Source organism: Giesbergeria anulus, from assembly GCF_900111115.1.
Taxonomy (GTDB): domain Bacteria; phylum Pseudomonadota; class Gammaproteobacteria; order Burkholderiales; family Burkholderiaceae_C; genus Simplicispira; species Simplicispira anulus.
This window is the reverse complement of sequence record NZ_FOGD01000001.1, coordinates 383,832-403,858: the sequence shown is the minus strand read 5'-3', so window position 1 is coordinate 403,858 and position 20,027 is coordinate 383,832. Positions and strand designations below refer to the sequence as shown.

Genomic DNA, 20,027 nt, shown 5'->3' with positions numbered 1-20,027 from the left:
TGCACCATGTCCCTTTTTTCCCTGTTGGGTGCCGTTGAAATCGGCCTCATCTTTAGCCTTGTGGCGCTGGGCGTGTTTATCTCGTTCCGCTTGCTGCGCTTTCCAGACCTGACGGTCGATGGCAGTTTTCCGCTCGGTGGTGCCGTCTGCGCTATATTGATTTCGTCAGGTACCAATCCCTATGTGGCTACCTTGGCGGCAATGGCTGCCGGTGCGCTGGCCGGACTGATTACGGGTTGGCTTAACGTCAAGCTCAAAATCATGGATTTGCTGGCCAGCATTTTGATGATGATTGCGCTGTACTCGATCAATTTGCGCATCATGGGTGGCCCCAATGTGCCCCTTATCAACGACCCCACGTTGCTGACCTTGTTGCAACCAGAGGGTATGAGTGATTATGTGGCCCGACCCTTGATTTTGGCGGTGATCGTGCTGGCTACCAAGCTGGCGATGGATTGGTTTTTTGCCACTGAGCGCGGCTTGGCTATTCGGGCCACCGGCTCGAACGCGCGCATGGCTCGCGCCCAAGGCATCAATACTGGTGCAATGGTGCTGTTAGGGATGGCAGTATCCAATGGCTTGGTGGGATTGGCGGGTGCTCTGTTTGCCCAGACCCAAGGCGGCGCGGATATTTCTATGGGCATTGGCACCATTGTCATTGGCTTGGCAGCCGTGATTGTGGGCGAGAGTATCTTGCCATCGCGCAAGCTGGTGTTGGCCACATTGGCCGTGGTGATTGGCGCGATTGTCTATCGCTTTTTTATTGCGCTGGCCCTCAACAGCGATTTCATCGGCCTCAAGGCGCAAGACCTGAATTTGGTCACCGCCTTGTTGGTGACGGTGGCGCTGGTCATTCCCCAGCTTAAACGCAAACTAGCGGCACGCCGCCCCCAATAAAGCGTACCGGAGAACCTTGCTATGTTGAGCGCCAAAAACCTCCAACTCACTTTCAATCCCGGCACACCCATCGAAACCCGCGCTTTGCGCGGTATGTCCCTGAGCATTCCGGCTGGGCAGTTTGTCACTGTCATCGGCTCCAACGGTGCTGGTAAATCCACCTTTCTCAATGCTATTTCTGGTGACCAGTGGGTCGATAGCGGCACCATCAGCATTGATGGTAGCGATGTCACGCGCCAGCCAGTGTGGGCACGAGCTTTGCGGGTGGCACGGGTATTTCAAGACCCGATGGCCGGTACCTGTGAAGACCTGACCATTGAAGAAAACATGGCGCTGGCGCAAGAGCGCGGCACCATCCGTGGCTTGCGCAGTGCCGTTAAGGCCCACCAGCGCGAGACCTTCCGCGCCCGTTTGGCCACCTTGGGCTTGGGGCTGGAAAACCGCCTGACCGACCGCATTGGCTTGCTCTCAGGCGGGCAACGCCAAGCTGTGAGTTTGTTGATGGCGGCCTTGCAGCCATCGCGCATTCTGCTGCTCGATGAGCACACCGCCGCACTAGACCCGCGCACCGCCGATTTTGTGCTGCAACTGACAGCGCGTATCGTGGCCGAAAACCAACTCACCACCATGATGGTCACTCACAGTATGCGCCAGGCGCTGGATGTCGGCCAGCGTACCGTGATGCTGCACCAAGGCCAAGTGGTATTGGATGTGTCGGGCGAGCAGCGCCAGCGTTTGGATGTGCCCGATTTGCTACAGATGTTTGAAAAAGTGCGCGGCGAAAAGCTGGCCGATGATGCCTTGTTGTTGGGTTAAGTGATCGAGCTGGTTTTTTGTCCTTGGAAGGCGGGCATACTGGAGCTGCCACTTTTGGGCTTGCCTTGTCAGAAGTGGAGTGTCTAAGATAGGGCACATCTTCCTGTCTGCCGTTTTCATCACCCGGAGGTCAGAAATTCATACCCATCACCTGTCAGCGCCCATGCTATCGCCATCATTGGGAGTCGAGCTGGAGATGGTGGTGGCTCGGCGCAGCGATGGTGCTTCGTATGCTGTTGAACAGTTTTTTCCTCACTTGTATATCCGTAGACAGGCGCGGGGAGAGTCGGCCAGCTTAGAGTTGGCCCACAACGGCCAGCCTGTGGGAGTGGCTGGTCAGCGTGGCTACAGCTCGGTGGACAATGGTTTTAACAACCTAGAAAGTGCCTTGGGGCCTTTGGGTACGGTCGAGCAGCCCGGCGGTTTAAATACCCTGCATGGCTGGATTCGAGACGAAGTGGCCGATGTACTGGCCACCTTGGCCCAAGAGGATGCTGTGCTGCTCAATTTTTCGCAGCACCCCGCCATGGCGATTGATGAGCAGGCCTACCAACGCATCCGCGCCCCCAAGGCCATTTACGATTACTGGGTGCGTGAGCGTGGCTGGAGCCATAGCGCTGGTATTGATGCCAAAGCGCAAAACGGCCCCACTACTGGGGTGCCGCTGTCCAAGGCTGTACAGGCCCTTAATGTCATATTGGCCGCCAGCCCAGCCTTTATTGCCTTGTTTGCCAACAGCCCGTTTGAAAACGGCCAGATCACAGCATACAAGGAAAACCGCCTGACATTGTGGCCGCGTATGTTCAGTACTGCGCGTTTTGCCGCTGATGATCGGCTCCATCGCCTCCCCACCCGGCCTTTTGCCCATCTGCGCGATTATTTCGAGTGGATGTTTGGTAGAGATAGTCGTATGCAGCCAGTGCCCTATGGCACCAGTAGCGATTATAAGGGTGCGCCTAACATGGCCCGCGTGGTGGGTGATCCGGCTTTACTCGATTATTTGCGCCAGCCGTTGTGGTCAGCACTGCACCTACAACACAATAACGCCACTACGGTGTACCCCTCGGTGGATCATCTGGTGTTTCAGCAGTTTGCCCATTTTTTGGATGCGCGCATCCGATATGGTTTGCACCAAACACCTTCGTTGGAGAGCTTTTGGGCTGCTTGGCAAAGCCCAGAGCAATTTGAAGCCCTGCTGGAGGCCCATTTGGCCTATTGTTACATCGAAGGGCGTGCACCAGGGGCCAACTTTCCAGATCGCGACATTATGGAAGGCGGTGATGTGCTGGGGGCCTCGGTGGTGATTGCCCCCAGTGCCTTGCAGTGTGGTTTGCTGCGCAATCTGGAACAGGCCAGTCGGTGGGTGGCCCGCTGGCCTTGGGCCATATGGCCTGCCTTGCGTGCGGCGGCCATGCAAGAAGGCTTGCAAGGCAAGGTGGGTTCCTTGACGGTGCGTGCGCTTTGCCAAGACGTGCTGGAGCTGGCTGGTGCTGGGCTCGACAGCACCGAGACTTGGATGTTGGCCTATCCAGAACAAGTATTGCGCCAAGGTTGTAATGGCGCTGATCGTGCGTTGGCCACTTATGCCAGCTTGCAGGGCAGCCCCAACGCTAGAATGCAGGCTCTCATTCAGGCACGGCAGGCGCTTGCGGTGCCTTGCCCTCCCATTTTCAGCAGCCCATGAACTCCATCAAGACCCGGATTTTCTTGGCACTCATTCTTGTCGTGGGCATCATTGCGGGCATCACCATGAGTGCTGCCCGAAACGCCCTAGAGCAAGAAATTACCGATGCAGAAGCGCGTGCCGTACATAACGTGCTTAAACTGGTAGAGGACAATATCCGGGGGCGCTATCACACCTTGCTGCAAAACAAGGTAGAGACCATACAAACGCGCAAACAAGAGTCGCGTGAGTTTGCGCAATTGATCCAGTCCACGCTTGACCATTTTGTCGAACTGGTAGACCAAGGCGCTGTCAGTGAGTCGGCGGCACAAGCGATGGCCCAGCGTTGGCTGGCAGAAATTCTCCCAGGTCATAGCAACTTTTTGTTAGTGCTCGATGCACAACAGCGCGTGCTGCTCTCGCCCATACCCAGCCAAATCGGTGGCACCTTGCAGGAGCTACACGACATCAAAGGGCGCAAAGTGGCTTCTGCGGCTTGGGAAGAAAGTGACCGGTTTGGTGAGACTTTCTTGTCTTTTCATTGGATGGGCGCAGATGGGAACACGCAAGCCAAATTTGCCCATTTTGTGCAACATCGCCGTTGGAAGTGGCTGATTGGTATTGTGGGTGATGTGGGGCGGGTTGAGGCGCAAGTAGCGCGCCAGTTAGACCAGTTGCGCAGTGAGCTGATCAGCAATTTGCCCTATATTCTGACTAACGGGCGTGGGGTAGTGTTTATTTTTGATGGTAGGGGCGCGATGGTGGTGCCTCCAAAAGATCAGCCGTATTCTCAAGTGTCTGTAGAAACCATTGATGAGTTGCGCAAGCTGGCCCAAGTAAACACCGGACTGGCTATTGGCTTGAGTTTGCCCAACAGCATGGCTCTGGAGGGGCGGGCCGTTTATATCAAACCGTTTGACTGGTACATTGCCTCCTTGGTGTCGGTAGAGGCCATGCAGCGCCCTATTCATCACTTGATGACCCGTCTGGGGGGCATCTTGCTGGCTGCCTTGAGTATCGGATTGGTGTTGGCTTATCTTTTTGCGCATTACCTTACCCGTCCCTTGAACCGCCTGACCGACTATGCCATCGGTCTGCCTAACACCGATTTTGCCGCTGACCAGAGCAATGATGGTCATGCCCTGCTGCCACTGGAGCGCAAGGATGAGATTGGGCGCTTGGCGCGGGCCTTTGTTTTTATGGAAAACAAGCTGCATGAGAATGTGCGTGGGCTGATGCAGGCCATCTCACAGCGCCAGCGCATCGAGAGCGAACTCAATGTGGCCCACGATATCCAGATGGATCTGCTGCCCAAGATGTTCTCTGCCTTTCCAGAGCGGGCTGAGATTGATCTGTTTGCTACGGTGGTGCCCGCCAAGGAGATTGGTGGCGATCTTTACAACTTTTATTTTCTGGACGAACATCACCTGTGCTTTACGATTGGCGATGTCTCGGGCAAGGGCGTGCCTGCGGCATTGTTTATGGCTATTACGATGGCGCTCATCCGGGTGGCCTCTGAGCGTGAGTCAGACCCAGCGCAGATGCTGCGCAGAGTCAATGCTGATCTGAGTCGTGATAATCCCAATTGTATTTTTGTCACGTTGGTGATTGGGGTGCTTGATGTGCGCACAGGCCATATCCTGTTCGCTAATGCCGGGCACAGCCCACCCTTGGTGCTGCGCCAAGGGGGGCAGATGGAAATATTGCGGGGCATCAGTGGCCCAGCGGCTGGGGTGGTCGATGATGTTGAATTTACCCTGATGCAAACCCAGCTGCACACGGGCGATTGCTTGCTGTTGTATACCGATGGCGTTAATGAAGCGATGGATGCCGACTATCAGCTTTACGGCAATGAGCGCCTGCACCAACTTTTTTCCCAGTGCCATCAGCGCACTGCTGCGCAGATCGTGCAGGACATCATGGCCGATGTGCGTACCCATGCTACAGGGGCCGAACAGTCCGATGACATCACCATAGTGGCGGTGCGCTTCCAAGGAGCGGCACGTTCTTCAGAGAAAGAAGCAGAAGCAAGCCTATGAAACGTTTTTTGCACGGCATGTTGTGGATGCTGGCGCTGTGTGTGGCTGGCCCGGCACCGGTACTGGCCGCAGATGCCCCTAAAACAGTAACTTTTTCTACCTTGCCCAAAGCCAAACCGGGCGGTAAATGGAAAATAGCTTACTACGAGGGCGGGCAATACCCCGACTATGAGGTCATCCTGAAAGCCACCGTGCGTGGCATGGTGGCACTGGGCTGGATTCAGCCACTAGATATTCCAGAGCACAACAACTCCACACCCGGTGGATTTTGGGCCTATCTGGTCAAAAATGCTAAAAGCCGTTATGTGGAGTTTATTCCTGATGGCTACTACAGCGCAGGCAACTTTGATCGGGACTTGCGCCCCAAAGTGAAGGCAGAGTTGATTGGTCGTTTGGCCAGCAAGCGTGATATCGATCTGGTCATTGCAATGGGCACTTGGGCGGGCCAAGATTTAGCCACTGACCAACACCAAGTGCCTGTGGTGGTGGCTTCTACCAGCGACCCGATTGGCTCCCATATTGTTACCAGTGCGCAAGACTCTGGGCGCGATCATGTCCATGCTAAGGTCGAGCCAGACCGCTATGCAAGGCAGATAGAGCTTTTCCACGACATCATTGGCTTTCACAAGCTGGGGCTGGTGTACGAGGACTCTCCTGAAGGCAGAACCTTTGCTGCTGTGGATGCGATTGAGCGCACGGCCAAGGCGCGCAAGTTTGAGGTGGTGCGCTGTTTGGCGCCCTTCAATGATGTGCCCCAACAGGAGGCCGAGGCCAAGGTGGTGGCTTGCTACGAAAAACTTAGCAAGGAAGTCGATGCGGTGTATCTCACGGTGCATCGGGGGCTCAATAGCCAGTCTTTGCCTAAGGTGGTTAAGCCGCTGATGCGCTATCAACGCCCGTCGTTTTCTATGCTGGGCGAAGGCGAAGTCAAGCGGGGGGTGCTGATGAGTGTCGCTCAAGGCAACTACACCTATGTTGGGCATTTTCATGCCGAAACCATTGCACGCATTTTTAATGGTGCCAAGCCGCGTCAACTGTCGCAAATCTGGCTGGCTCCGGCCAAGATTGCCTTGAACCTGAAAGTAGCCGAAGCCATCAGCTACGACCCGCCAGTCGATATTTTGTTGGCGTGTGATGAGATTTTTCAGAAAATCGAGTGATCGAACCGCATTGGCTGCTGCTCTCAGAGAGCTATTTTGACTTCTGCTGCATCTAATCCGGCACTGCAAAACCCTTCTCCTGCACCGCGCCAGAGTACCTTGCGTTTGTTTGTGGCATTTTTTGCCGTTTTACTGTTAGTGTTGCTGCTCAATGGCGGACTGACGCTGGCAGCTTTGCACAAGGTTCAGTTTGAATCGACCACCGCCGCAGTGCGTATGGTGGGGCACGACTGGGCGCTGCGTATTCAGGGGGCCATCAGTTTTGGTAAGCCGATTGAGCAGTTTTATGGCCTAAAAGCCACCCTGACCCAAATTCAAAAAGACCTGCCAGCCGTTGCTAGCGTGGCCGTCACCAATGCGCAAGGGGTTTTGATCCAAAGTGTGGGACAAGCCCCAGTGCGGGACGATTTGGCCACCAGTGTGCGCCGTACGCTGGCAGCTAGCAAACCCGTGGTGGACAAGTTACAGGGACGCCACTATCTGGTCTTTCCCATCCAAGGCCGCGAGGGCCAGATGGCTGGGGCGTTGACCATGACGGTACACGAGGCCACCATCACCCAAGCAGTGTCTGAACATCTGGGGCGCAATGTACTGGTGCTGGCGCTGGTAGCCTTGCTGGCGGCCTTGGTGTTGTTGGCTGGCTTGTCTTTGTTGCGAATCAGTGGTGATGCCAGTGGTATGGGTACCCAGAGCCGTTGGCGCTTGTTTGCTTTGCCGATTGTGGTCGTGGTGCTGGCGCAAGGGGTGTACTCTTGGGACAGCATCCACACCTTTCACCAGCAGTACCTAGGGGCTGTACAAGAAACGGCCAAGATCGCTGTGCAGCGCTTGGGCCGGGACTTTCAACGCTTGTTTGATAAGGGCGTACATATCGAGCGCTTGGTGGGCATTGAGGCACCGTTTAAGCGTGTCATGGATGAGGCCGCAGAAATTGGCTATATGGAGATTCAGGCTGCCGACGGTGCGGTGCTGTACCGTGTTGATCGGGAGGGGCGCTTAGAAAAGCGACCGCCAGCGCTACCGCTGGATTCGGCACTCGATCTGACTACCGCTTTCCACGTCGCAGGCGGGCCACAAATAGGCAGTTTGCGGGTGCATCTGGATGGTGCGGCCATCGCTGCTGGGGCGCGCCAGCGTTTGCTTGATGCTGGCACCGTGGTATTGCTGTCTATCCTGTGGGTGATTGAGCTTTTTGTTTTGCTTGGGGTGTTGATGCGTCGTCAGCCCCCAGCGGCACAGCCTGCGAATCAGCCACAGCCCACCCCATCAGATGATGGTCGCCATGTATTGGGGCGGCCAACGGCATTTTTGTTGCTGTTGGCTTGGGCCTTGCCCCTGTCTTTTATCCCACTGCGCATGCGGGAGATTTACACCCCGATTCTGGGCTTGTCGGAGCATGTCGTGCTGGCACTACCTTTGTCGGTAGAAATGCTGTGCGCGCTGGTCACGGCGCTGGTGGCGGGTGCCCTGACAGACCGCCGTGGTTGGCATGTGCCGTTTCTTGCTGGTGTGGTGATTAGCTTGGCTGGGGCCTTGTTTTCCAGTGCTGCGGACAACGTCTGGACTTTCATGATGGCACGGGCGTTGGTGGGGGCGGGTTATGGCTTGGCTTGGATGGGGATTCAGGGCTTTATCGTGCTCTGGGCTACGCCCCAGACCCGCGCCCAAGGCATGGCGCATTTGGTGGCCGGTATTTTTGCGGGCCATATTTGTGGCAGTGCTGTGGGGGCCATGCTGGCACAGCAAGTCGGTTACACCATGGTGTTTTTGTTCAGTGCGGCCCTGAGTTTGTTGCCCGGCCTGTTTGTGCTGATGTACATGCGTCCTTATTTTGGGTTGCCCAGTGGCATGGGTGCGCAAGCGGTGCAGCCCTCACGCAAACTCGATTGGCCCAGTGTGCGGCAACTGCTGGGTGATCGAAACTTTGCCTTGCTGATGCTGGGCAGTGTGGTGCCTTTTTCGGTGGCCCAAGTGGGGCTGCTGTATTTCACACTGCCGCTGTTTTTGGTCGATCAGGGGGTGAGCCAGTCCAGTATTGGTCGCATCATGATGATCTATGGCTTGTCAGTGATTTATCTGGGGCCATTTTTGGGCCGCTATGTCGATGCCTCGGACAGCAAAAAGAAATTTATCGTGCTGGGGGGGCTGGTTGGGTCGCTGGGCATGATTTATCTGTTTTTTGACAACAGCCTGTTTGCTATCACCTTGTCGGTTTTTGCACTGGGGTTGGCCAGTTCCTTGGCGGGGGCAGCGCAGTCTGCCTTTGCCCTCAATTTGCACGCGGTGCAAGAGATGGGCATGGGCAAAGCGATGGGTGTGCAGCGGGCCGCAGACAAACTCGGCCAGATGATTGGCCCGTTGTTGATTGGTGCTTTGTTTGCCTCAGTGGGCGCGGCGTCGGGGTTGGCGATTACCGGACTGCTCTATTTGGGGGCCACGGTGTTGTTCTTGCTGTTGGCACAACCCCCCCGCCCATTGGGGGCGGCTAGCGCTTGAAAGCCACAGTGGTAGTTGGCATGGTGCCGCACCTTTGGTACTGACTGAAGAGGGTGCCTGTAAAGTGGTTACAATCTAGGCTGCGGAAGGTTGGCAGAGTGGTCGATTGCACCGGTCTTGTTCAATCGAGCGCCTATGTGGAAACGCATAGGCTGTAAGGAGTCAAATTCGGAGAAGCCCCTAGCGTATGCTGAGGTAACGCCGAGCGAAGCTGCCCTTTTTTATCTAAAGAGGCAGAACGTGTAGAGACTTGACGGCTCCCACCTAAAGCCCTTTGTAGGCCACGGTGAAGGCAAAGTCCAGACCCCAAACAAGGCATGTTTTGCATGTTCTTGGTGGTGAAAACCATAGCAGGTAAGGAAAACCGGCAGGGCTTTACCGCCCTCCAGGGTTCGAATCCCTGACCTTCCGCCACCCCATAGCACAAAGCCCGTCCACTGTAGCCAGCGGACGGGCTTTTTCCAACGCGCCAGCAGCCAAATTTCTGGTGCGGACTCTCCAGAGTCACCTTGAGCCGGTAGAATCTCGTTTTTAACAGCGAAGCGTTCCTCCATGTCTGCCTGGGTTTTGCCGGATTACATTGCCGATGTGTTGCCTTGCGAGGCCCGGCATATTGAGGAGCTCCGCCGTGGCCTGCTCGATACCGCCCGCAGCTACGGCTACGAATTGGTCACGCCGCCGTTGCTAGAGCACTTAGAGTCGCTGCTCACAGGCACCGGCGAGGCGCTAGATTTGCAGACCTATAAGCTGGTCGATCAAATTTCTGGCCGCATGATGGGCCTGCGCGCCGATACCACCCAACAAGTGGCCCGTATCGACGCCCATTTGCTCAATCGCCCCGGTGTAACCCGGTTGTGCTATTGCGGCTCGGTGCTGCACACTTGGCCTGACCGCCCCCATGCCACCCGCGAACCCTTGCAGTTTGGTGCCGAAATTTACGGCCATGCTGGTTTGCAAGCCGATTTAGAAGCCGTAGAACTGGCACTTAACTGCCTGCAAGGCGCGGGTATTGACCGGGTCAGTGTTGATTTGGCCGACGTACGCATCGTGCGCAGTTTATTGACTGGCGTGCCAGCCGATGCCGCTCGGTTGCGCCAAGTCCATGCCGCTTTGGCGGCCAAAGATGCCAGCGAACTGCGTGCCCTCACGTGCGATTTTCCTGCTGCCTCGCGCGAGGGCCTACAGGTGCTGTTGCAGTTGTACGGCGATCATTCCGTGCTCGATGCCGCAGCCAAAGCCTTTAGCCATCTGCCGGGGGTGCAAGAGCCGCTGGCCCAGTTGCGGGCCGTCATGGCGCATATCGGTACGGATCGGGTCACATTTGATTTGGCCGATTTGCGCGGCTATGCCTATTACAGCGGTGTGCGTTTTTCTATCTATGCCCAAGGTGCCAGTGATGCCTTGGTGCGTGGTGGCCGCTACGACGAAGTCGGTGCTGTGTTTGGCCGCAACCGTCCAGCAGCGGGCTTTAGCCTAGACATCAAACAACTGGTACAAGCCCTGCCTGAGCAGTCGCAGCGCTTGGCCATTCGGGCACCTTGGAGCAACGAGCCTGAGTTGAGCAATCTGGTGGCCGACTTGCGCCGTCAGGGAGAAATCGTCGTTTGTGTCCTTGCGGGCCAAGCGTCTGAGGCGGATGCGTTCCGCTGTGACCGCGAACTGGCGTGCATTGATGGCCGCTGGATCGTGCAAGCCATTGAGTGAATTTGACAATTGATCGGGTTTGAGATGAAAACTACCAAAGGTCGTAATGTGGTCGTGGTCGGCACCCAATGGGGTGACGAGGGCAAAGGCAAACTGGTCGATTGGTTGACCGAAAGCGCCCAAGGCGTGGTGCGCTTTCAGGGGGGGCACAATGCGGGCCACACCTTGGTCATCAATGGCATCAAAACCGCTTTGCACCTGATTCCTAGCGGCATCATGCGCCCCGGCGTCAAATGCTATATCGGCAACGGTGTTGTGCTGTCTGCTGCCAAGCTGTTTGAAGAAATTGCTGGGTTAGAAAAGGCTGGTGTTGAAGTACGCTCGCGTCTGCGCGTTAGCGAGGCTTGCCCGCTGATTTTGCCTTTCCACGTCGCACTGGATGTGGCCCGTGAAGCGGCCCGCGAACAAGGCGGCACCGAAAAAATCGGCACCACAGGGCGCGGTATTGGCCCCGCCTACGAAGACAAAATCGCCCGCCGTGCTTTGCGCGTGCAAGACTTGAAGTACCCAGAGCGCTTTGCCAGCAAGCTGCGCGAGCTGCTGGCGCTGCACAACCATGTGCTGCGCACTTTCTTGGGCTCTGAAAAGTTTGACTTTGGCCCCGGCTTGGCACCCTATGTCCAAGATGGCCAAGTGCAGTTTGACGCGGTGTATGCCGAAGCCATGCGCCACGCTGAGCTGCTCAAGCCCATGATGGCCGATGTGTCGCGTGAACTCAACGATGCCCATGCCCAAGGCAGCAACCTGCTGTTCGAAGGCGCTCAAGGCACGCTGCTGGACGTCGATCATGGCACCTACCCTTATGTCACCTCCAGTAACTGCGTGGCGGGCAATGCTGCTGCGGGTTCGGGTGTCGGGCCGGGCATGTTGCACTACATTTTGGGCATCACCAAAGCCTATTGCACCCGCGTGGGCGGTGGCCCCTTCCCCACCGAGTTGGACTGGGAAAAGCCCGGCACCCCCGGCTACCACATGAGCACCGTGGGTGCAGAAAAAGGCGTGACCACCGGACGCAGCCGCCGCTGTGGCTGGTTTGATGCCGCCTTGCTCAAGCGCAGCGCGCAGGTCAATGGTTTGTCGGGTTTGTGCATCACCAAGCTCGATGTGCTCGATGGCCTGACCGAGTTGCAACTGTGCGTGGGCTACGAGTTGGATGGTGAGCGTATTGATCTGCTGCCCATGGGCGCTGACGATATTGCCCGCTGCCAGCCCATTTACGAAACCCTGCCCGGTTGGAGCCAATCTACCGTGGGTGTGACGCAATACGACGCCCTGCCTGAGGCGGCCCGCCGTTATTTGCAGCGCATCGAAGACGTTACGGGTGTGCCGATTGCGGTGGTCTCGACCAGCCCAGACCGCGATCACACAATCTTGTTGCGCCACCCCTATCTGGCCGATTAAATCCGTCCTGTGCAACCGGGCCAGCATGGCCCCGTCAATGAGGAGTCCTTATGTTGACAGAAGATGGTAAGCATCTCTACGTGAGTTACGATGAGTACCACAGCCTCATTGAAAAGCTGGCTCTCAAGGTGTATCGCTCTGGTTGGGAGTTTGACACTATTTTGTGCTTGGCCCGTGGTGGGCTGCGTCCGGGCGATATGCTCAGTCGCATCTTTAATAAGCCGCTGGCTATCATGTCCACCAGCTCGTACCGTGCCGAAGCCGGTACGGTGCAGGGTTATTTGGACATTGCTCGCTTTATCACCACACCGCAGGGTGAGATTGCAGGCCGGGTGCTGTTGGTTGATGATTTGGCCGACACAGGTAAGACCTTGCACGCCGTCATAAACATGTTGCGCAGCAACTACCCTCCCATTACTGATTTGCGCAGTGCTGTGATCTGGACGAAGGGGGTATCGTCTTTTACTGCCGACTATTCTGTCGATTTTTTGCCTAGCAACCCGTGGATCCACCAGCCGTTTGAGGTGTACGACAGTATGCCGCCCGAAAAGCTGTTGGAGAAATGGCGGCTCTAACCGCCAGCACTGTTGCTGTTGCTGTTGCTGTTGGTTAGTCCACCGCTGAGGCCCTTAGGCGGTGGTTTTTGCCAATAACTCATCGACCAGTTCCAGTGCCGTTTTAAAGTCCAGCCGTTCTACGGCGGTGGCTAGTAAGGCCAGTTCTGCTATGTCCAGTCCGGCGGTTTCTTGTTGTAGGGTTTCATGCAGCTTGCGGGCGCGCAATTGGCGTTTGGCCAGTGGCTCGTGCAGCGCTTGCAGCAGTTCGCGCAAGCGTTGTGGGGTGCAGTGGTGTGCCACTGTGCGGGCCTGTATGGCGGCCGGGTGCAGTTGTTCGGCCAGTTGCTGCAACAGCCGTAGCTGCACCTGTAAGGGTGCTTCTAGCGCCGCCAGCAAGGGTTGAATATCTGCTTCAGTGGCGGCCATGTGGTGCAGGGTGGCCTCGGCTTGCGCCACTTGATCGGCCAGTGCTTGCACACCCAAAGTAGCCAATAAGCCCTTCAGGGTGTGTATAGCCCGCAATGCTGCCTCATGATCGCCATTGCGCCAGTATTGTGCGGCCAGCTTCAGGGTATCGGCTTGTTCTAGCGCACAGCTACGTGCCAGTTTGGCATAGAGTGCGCGGTTGTTGTCTACACGGGCCAAGGCTTGGGGCAAATTCATCTCGGCAGGGTAGTCGGGCAAATCCTGCTGGGTGGTTGCGCTGCGGTCGGTGGCTGTTTTGGGGGTGTTGGACAGGTTCTCTAGGCCACAATGGTGGCGCAACACCGTCACTAAGTGTTGAATGTCAAACGGCTTGCCGACATGGTCATTCATGCCGCTGGCAAGGCAGGCTTCGCGGTCGCTGACCATCGCGTTGGCGGTCATGGCAATGATCGGCAGTGTGAGTTGCAGGTCTTGACGCAAGACGTGGGTAGTTTGGTAACCATCAATGCCTGGCATGTGGATGTCCATCAAAACCACATCGTAGGCATCGGGCTGCTCTTGCAGGAAATCGATGGCTGCTTGGCCGTGGTTGGCTACTCGCACTTGCGCTCCGGCATGGAGCAGTAGTTCACGCGCCACCTGTTGGTTCAGCAGGTTGTCTTCTACCAGCAAAATGCGTAAGTTTTTGAGTGGCTGCTGTATGACCGGGCTGGTGGTGGCAGGCAGCGGTGGTCGCCGCCCACTGGTGGCCTCAATGGCGGCATTGAGCAGCGAGGAGGGCGTAAACGGCTTGACCACATAGCCATCGAGCAGCTGTACTTGTGTGTTTTGCCGCTGCTCTAGCCATTCGCGTCCGTGGCCACTGACCATCAGTACCTTGGCTGAGTTGCCCGCAGGAGAGAGGTTGCGCAGTTGCTCTAAGGTGGCCCAACCATCCATGCCGGGCATCATCCAGTCCAATAACACCAAGTCGAAAGGATCGGTGAGTGCGGTGTTGCGCGTCTGCTCAAGGGCTTCGCTGCCACTGCCCACGGCGACGGCGCGCCAGCCAAAAGACTGGGTAATGTCTAACAGCACTTCGCGGGTGGTGGCGTGGTCATCGACAATCAAGACATGTAGCCCTGACGCGGTGGGTATGCTGTGTTCTTGCTGTGTGATTTGCTGTTCTTGTGCCAGTGTTTCGGCATCGCGCAAAAAATCAAGACAAAAACTAAAGCAGCTACCTTGGCCCGGCGTGCTCTCTACGCTTAGTTGCCCGCCCATGGCGCTGACCAGCGATTGGCAGATAGCCAGCCCTAAGCCAGTGCCGCCATAGCGGCGGTTCGTAGAGTTTTCAGCTTGGGTAAAGCTCTCAAAAATCGCTTGTTGTCTATCGAGTGCAATGCCAATGCCAGTGTCACGCACGCAAAAAGCAATGCGGGCATGGTGGGCATCGGTGTCTATCACCCGCAGTTGCAACACAATTTCGCCATGCTCGGTGAACTTGATGGCATTGCTGCTCAGGTTGAGCAGCACCTGTTGCAGTCGTGGCCCATCGCCATGCAGGACGGTGGGCAGTTGTGGGTCAATGTTGAACACCATTTCGATGTTTTTGTGCTGCAAAGCAGCAGATACCAGCACTGACAGGTTGCGCAGCACTTGGTCCATACGAAAAGGCACCGTCTCTAGCGCCAGCTTACCTGCCTCCACTTTGGAGTAGTCCAAAATATCGTTGATGATGCCTAACAAAGATCGGGCTGCTTCTTGGGCTTTTTGTGTGTAATCGTGCTGGTTGGCATCGAGCTGCGTGTGTTGTAGCAATTGCAACATGCCCAGCACGGCGTTCATGGGGGTACGAATTTCGTGGCTCATGTTAGCCACAAAGGCGCTCTTGGCTTGGCTGGCGGCTTCGGCGGCGTCTTTGGCTTGGCGCAGTTGGGCTTCGTACTGTTTTTGCGCGGTATGGTCTATAAAGGTGATCAGTATGTTGTCGTTAAACCGAATGCCGCCCACCTGCACTGTGCGCTCTTGGCCGTTGGCGGTGTAGAACAAAAATGTTTGTGGTGGGATTTCACGGCCAGTTTGTGCGGCCTCGTCAACGGCTTCTATCCACGCTTGGTAGCTTTCGGTGCGGTATTGTGCATCGGGGTGTAGCAAGGTGCGCAGAGCAGTCAGGGTGGGGGTTTGTGCCTCGCTGTAGCCTACCAGTTCGGTAAAGCGCCGGTTACGAAAGTAAATTTGGTCTTTGGCATTGACTTGGCACAGTCCAATGGGCATCTCATCGAGCATGTAGCGCATGAGGTGCTCGGTTTTTTGCAGTGCCAAGCTCTTGGCTTTGGCCTCTGTGCTGTCGTAGTTATAGCCGTGCCACAGTATGCAATCGCCGTCGCAAGGTTGTGGCGTGGCTTGTCCATTAACCCAACGCTCGCCCAACGTGGGGTGCAGCACCCGGTACTCATCGTGCCAAGGGCTCATGTTTTTGGCCGATTGCTCAATGCTGGCCAGCACCCGCGCCTGATCGTCGGGGTGAATGCGCTCCAAGGCTGGACTGGCGTCTGCTTGTACTTGCTCCGGGCTGACACCATAAATATCCTCAATGCCGGGGCTGGCGTAGGGCATGTCGGTGTGCCCATCAGGACAGAGGCGGTATTGGTAGAGAAAGCCGGGCAAGTTTTCGGCCAGCCGTTGCAGGCGTTGTTGTTGTTCGCGTTGCTCGGTGACATCGGTGCGTATACCCACCATCCGCACTGGCTTGCCGTTGCTGTCGCGCTCAATGACGCAGCCCCGATCCAAAATCCATTTATAGCCGCCGCTTTTACAGCGTACCCGATGGGTGTTTTGGTAGAACGCCACTTTGCCGTCTAAGTGTGGTTGCAGGTCGGCATAGACTTGCTCACGGTCGTCTGGGTGCAGGCGTAAAGTCCATTCGTCTAGCTGGTCTCCAATTTCATTGTCGGCATAACCGAGCATCGATTTCCAGACGGAGGAGAAAAATACTTGGTTGGTTTGCGTGTTCCAGTCCCAGACACCTTGGTTGGTGGCATTGATCACGGCCTGCCAACGCTCTTCAAGGGCCGTGGCTTGCTTGTCTAGTGCGGTTTGGTTGTTGACATAGACGAGCCAAGCACGCTGTTGCCGGCTTTGTAGCAGCCAGAGGCCGACGCAGGCCGTTAGAGCCAGCAGGCTAAACAGCAGAAGCGTTTCTTTGGCGCTTGCTTGCCAATCGGCATAGATAGCCTCCAGATCACGCCCTACAGCCACCACCAAGGGCTTGTCCATATTCAAGCTGGGGGGGTGTATGGTGTGTATGGCTAGCATCCCTATTTGACCCGTAGCGTAGACAGTACCTGTAAAGATATTGCTGCTCAGGCCGCTGTCCAAGTGTTGCGAGAAAAAAGAGCTGGGCTGGGCCAAATCTTTGCCCGATTGCTCTGGCCGGTTGGGCACCATCATAAAATTGACCCCATCGCCGTGGGCCAGCGATGACCAGATATCTGGGGCATAGCGCACCGAGTTGAGCAGCACCTGAAACTCTTGCGGGTCTAGTGTTGCGCTGACGATGCCCGCAAAACGGCCATCGGCGTCAGAGATCATGCGCACCACGTTCATGGCCCACACGCCGAGTGTGGTGGTAAAAGGTGCGCCAACATAGAGGGTGCTGCTATTGGGGGTGGACAGCACCGCTTGAAAATAGTTGCGTTGGCTGTAATCGAGGCCAATAATTTCTGCACGGCTGGCGGCCTCAACAATGCCTTGGGCGTTGAGTACCGTCATGGTGCGAATGCCTGTCATGGCGTTGGCGATGGTGCGCAACTGCTGGTTGGCCTGTGCCAGTTGCTCTGGCGCACTGCGCCAGCGGGGCACGGTGTCACGCACATCTAGCAAGGCCATATTGATGGCCTCTAATTGGCGGCCTAGGTTGTCGTGCACTATCTGCGCCTGACTTTGCAGGCGTTGGCGCTCGCGCTGGGTGGTTTCTTTGTGTTCCGTCCAAAGAGACCAGCCAATAAAACTACCCAGCAACAGCAACCCAGACAGCAGCAAAAGCCATTCTTTGAGGCATTGATTTTTGCTAAGGGGCAGGGGTGCTGTGTGGGTGCTCATGAGTTTAGTGTGCTGGCAACTGGTAAATGGTCAAGCCAGCAATTCGCTGTCGCGGCTCAGGCCCGCTGTTTGGCTAAAGCCACCATCGACATAGGTGATTTCTGCGGTGACACCACCGGCCAAGTCCGACAACAAAAACGCAGCCACATTGCCCACATCTTCAATCGTGACATTGCGCCGCAGCGGCGAGGCATTGGCTACCGTGCCCAGCAGTTTGCCAAAATCTTTGATGCCGCTGGCTGCCAGCGTTTTGATGGGGCCAGCGCTGATGCCATTGACGCGCATACCACGTGGCCCCAGCGATTCGGCCAAAAAGCGCACGCTGGCCTCTAGGCTGGCCTTGGCCAAGCCCATGGTGTTGTAGTTGGGGATCGCGCGCAGCGCACCCAAATAAGACAGCGTCAGCAGGGCTGATTTATCGTTCAGGTAAGGCAGGGCTGCTTTGGCCATGGCTGGGAAGCTGTAGGCACTGATGTCGTGGGCGATGCGGAAGTTTTCGCGGCTCAGGCCATCGAGAAAATCACCGGCAATGGCTTCGCGTGGGGCAAAGCCAATGCTGTGCACAAAACCATCAAATTGGCCCCAAGCTGCGCCCAAGTCGGCAAAGAGTTGGTTAATTTGCGCATCATCCGCCACATCGCAATCAAACACCAAATTGGAGCCAAATTCGGCGGCAAAATCGGTGATCCGGCCCTTGAAGCGCTCACCCACATAGCTAAAAGCCAGTTCTGCGCCTTGGGCGTGGCAAGCCTTGGCAATGCCGTAGGCAATGGAGCGGTTGGACAGCACGCCGGTGATGAGCAGCTTTTTGCCGGTTAAAAAACCCATGGTGGTTCCCCTGTATCAAAAAAAGAATAAAAAATTGGCAGAAGGTAAGGAGTCGGCCACCGTTGGAGCCAGAGGCCCGCTGTACGCACCAAAATTGTGCAAAGCCACGGCGGCAAACGTGGTGCAGAATTGTCGCATGCGCTGTTTGTTTCTCTCTTTATTCTGTGTAGCGGCCCCAGCTTGGGCGGCGCATGGCTATGCGCTGTGGGGCAGCCCTAAATACCCGGCAGGCTTTAGCCACTTTAGCTATGTGAATCCGCAAGCACCCAAGGGCGGCGAGTTGCGCTTGGTGAGCAACTCTAGAGCCTCCACCTTTGATAAATACAACCCCTTCACCATCAAGGGCAGTGCGCCCGCGTATTTGCCGCCATTGATGTTTGATTCTTTGCTCGCCGGTTCACTGGACGAGACCGCTACCGCCTATGGCCTGCTGGCGGAAGATATACAGGTGGCCCCTGATGGCCTGAGCGCCACCTTCCGCTTGCGCTCTGAGGCGCGCTTTCACCATGGCAAGCCGGTGCTGGCGCTGGATGTGAAGCACAGCTTTGATACCCTGATTGGCCCGCACACCTCGCCTGCGTACAAAACCATGCTCATCGACGTGGCTGGGGTGGATGTGCTGGACGAGCGCACGGTGCGTTATCGCTTCAAAAAACCCAATCGCGAACTGCCCTTGACGGTGGGCGGCTTGCCAGTGTTTAGCCGCGACTGGGGCGTGGAAGGTGGCAAACCCAAGCCATTTGACCAAGTGGTCACGGATGAGCCTTTGGGCAGTGGCCCGTACAAAATTGGCCCAGTGCGCTTTGGCAGAGACATCACCTACGTGCGCGACCCGCACTATTGGGCCAAAGATTTGAACGTACGCCGGGGCACGGCCAACTTTGACCGTATCACCGTCAAAATTTACAAAGATGCCACGGCCCGGCTAGAAGCCCTGAAAGCCGGTGAGTTTGACCTGATGCGCTTTTTTAGCGCTGGAGACTGGGCGCGGCGTGTTACTGGCAAAAAATTTGATACCGGTGAGCTGGTCAAGGGCGAGTTTCGGCACCAGTTGCCCTCCGGTTTCCAGAGTTATGTGCTCAATACGCGCCGCCCATTGCTGCAAGATGTGCGTGTGCGCGAGGCGCTGGGGCTGGCGGTGGATTTTGAGTGGATGAACCGGCAGATGTTTTATGGCTCTTATGCCCGCGTGCAGGGGCTGTTTGGCAACACTGCTTGTGCTACCCAAGGCCAGCCCACAGCGGCAGAGTTGGCCCTGATGGAGCCTTGGCGTGCATCTTTGCCCGCTGCTGCCTTTGGCCCCATGACTGTGCCGCCGCGCACCGATGCGCCGCAGTCTTTGCGCGGCAACTTGCGCCGTGCGCAACAATTGCTGAAAGAGGCGGGCTGGGAGGTGCGCGACGGTGCCCTGCGCAATGCCCAAGGCCAAGCACTGGTGCTCGAATACATGGACAGCAACGAGGGCGGGATGCGCACCGTGGCCCCGTGGATGCGCAATTTAGAAAAATTGGGTATCACGCTGCGTTTTCGCTCGGTAGACTTTGCACTCTACCAGCAGCGGCTGCAAAAATTTGATTTCGATATCACCAGCATTGCTTATGGCGGCACGCACAACCCCGGCCAAGAGTTTGCTGACCTGTTTGGCAGCCAAGCCGCCGATACCGAAGATTCGGGCAATTTTTCTGGCGTCAAAAATCCGGCGGTGGATGCTTTTATTACCGCCATGACCGCCGCCAAAACCGAAGCCCAGCTTTTACCCGCCTGCCACGCGCTAGAGCGGGCTATTGCTCACAGTCATGTGCTGATTCCGCAGTGGACAGCCCCCACGCACCGCATGGCCTACAACGCTTGGCGGCTGGCGCTGCCTGCCAGCGTACCCCCTTACACCAGTGGTGAGGGCTGGGTGATGGATACTTGGTGGGTCAAGCCCGCGCCAGAACAGAAAGGGCCTTGAGCG

12 protein-coding genes are annotated in these 20,027 nt (G+C 56.6%); 10 read left to right on the top strand and 2 right to left on the bottom strand.

Annotation, left to right across the window (positions count from 1 at the left end):
- The first annotated feature begins 6 nt into the window (after positions 1-6).
- The 9 genes from BMX55_RS01850 to BMX55_RS01810 all read left to right on the top strand — a co-directional run bounded on the left by BMX55_RS01850 (position 7) and on the right by BMX55_RS01810 (position 12,751).
- A complete protein-coding gene (locus tag BMX55_RS01850; RefSeq protein ID WP_091451867.1) occupies positions 7-897 on the top strand; it encodes an ABC transporter permease in 891 nt (296 codons plus the stop codon).
- A gap of 21 nt (positions 898-918) precedes the next feature.
- Positions 919-1,713, top strand: coding sequence for an ABC transporter ATP-binding protein (locus BMX55_RS01845; RefSeq protein ID WP_091451863.1), 795 nt, complete (start codon positions 919-921; stop codon positions 1,711-1,713).
- 163 nt (positions 1,714-1,876) lie between these two features.
- The gene (locus BMX55_RS01840; protein WP_091451859.1) at positions 1,877-3,397 is read left to right on the top strand and encodes a glutamate-cysteine ligase family protein; all 1,521 of its coding nucleotides are present in this window, start codon (positions 1,877-1,879) and stop codon (positions 3,395-3,397) included.
- Positions 3,394-5,415 carry a SpoIIE family protein phosphatase gene (locus BMX55_RS01835; protein ID WP_091451856.1) on the top strand — a complete coding sequence of 674 codons (2,022 nt, stop codon included), beginning with the start codon at positions 3,394-3,396 and terminating at the stop codon, positions 5,413-5,415. Before BMX55_RS01840 ends, BMX55_RS01835 begins: the two co-directional genes overlap by 4 nt.
- Entirely contained in the window at positions 5,412-6,575 is a 1,164-nt protein-coding gene (locus BMX55_RS01830; RefSeq protein ID WP_091451853.1) for an ABC transporter substrate-binding protein, read from the top strand. The genes BMX55_RS01835 and BMX55_RS01830 overlap by 4 nt, the downstream gene beginning before the upstream one ends.
- A gap of 36 nt (positions 6,576-6,611) precedes the next feature.
- A complete protein-coding gene (locus BMX55_RS01825; RefSeq protein WP_143059559.1) occupies positions 6,612-9,071 on the top strand; it encodes an MFS transporter in 2,460 nt (819 codons plus the stop codon).
- A 552-nt stretch (positions 9,072-9,623) separates the two neighbouring features.
- The gene (locus BMX55_RS01820) at positions 9,624-10,775 is read left to right on the top strand and encodes an ATP phosphoribosyltransferase regulatory subunit (protein ID WP_091451847.1); all 1,152 of its coding nucleotides are present in this window, start codon (positions 9,624-9,626) and stop codon (positions 10,773-10,775) included.
- A 24-nt stretch (positions 10,776-10,799) separates the two neighbouring features.
- Positions 10,800-12,176: an adenylosuccinate synthase gene (locus tag BMX55_RS01815; RefSeq protein WP_091451844.1), complete on the top strand. Its 1,377-nt coding sequence runs from the start codon at positions 10,800-10,802 to the stop codon at positions 12,174-12,176.
- A 50-nt stretch (positions 12,177-12,226) separates the two neighbouring features.
- Positions 12,227-12,751 carry a phosphoribosyltransferase gene (locus BMX55_RS01810; RefSeq protein WP_091451840.1) on the top strand — a complete coding sequence of 175 codons (525 nt, stop codon included), beginning with the start codon at positions 12,227-12,229 and terminating at the stop codon, positions 12,749-12,751.
- 54 nt (positions 12,752-12,805) lie between these two features.
- Here BMX55_RS01810 and BMX55_RS01805 read toward each other — a convergent pair whose 3' ends face one another.
- Positions 12,806-17,242: a PAS domain-containing protein gene (locus BMX55_RS01805; RefSeq protein WP_091451837.1), complete on the bottom strand. Its 4,437-nt coding sequence runs from the start codon at positions 17,240-17,242 to the stop codon at positions 12,806-12,808.
- A 30-nt stretch (positions 17,243-17,272) separates the two neighbouring features.
- On the bottom strand, positions 17,273-18,070 hold the full coding sequence (gene fabI / locus BMX55_RS01800; RefSeq protein ID WP_091451833.1) for an enoyl-ACP reductase FabI: 798 nt from the start codon (positions 18,068-18,070) through the stop codon (positions 17,273-17,275).
- Between the two features lie 136 nt (positions 18,071-18,206).
- Here fabI and BMX55_RS01795 point away from each other — a divergent pair, with 136 nt between their 5' ends.
- Positions 18,207-20,024, top strand: a complete 1,818-nt coding sequence (locus BMX55_RS01795; protein WP_091453099.1) for an extracellular solute-binding protein — start codon at positions 18,207-18,209, stop codon at positions 20,022-20,024.
- Positions 20,025-20,027 lie beyond the last annotated feature (3 nt).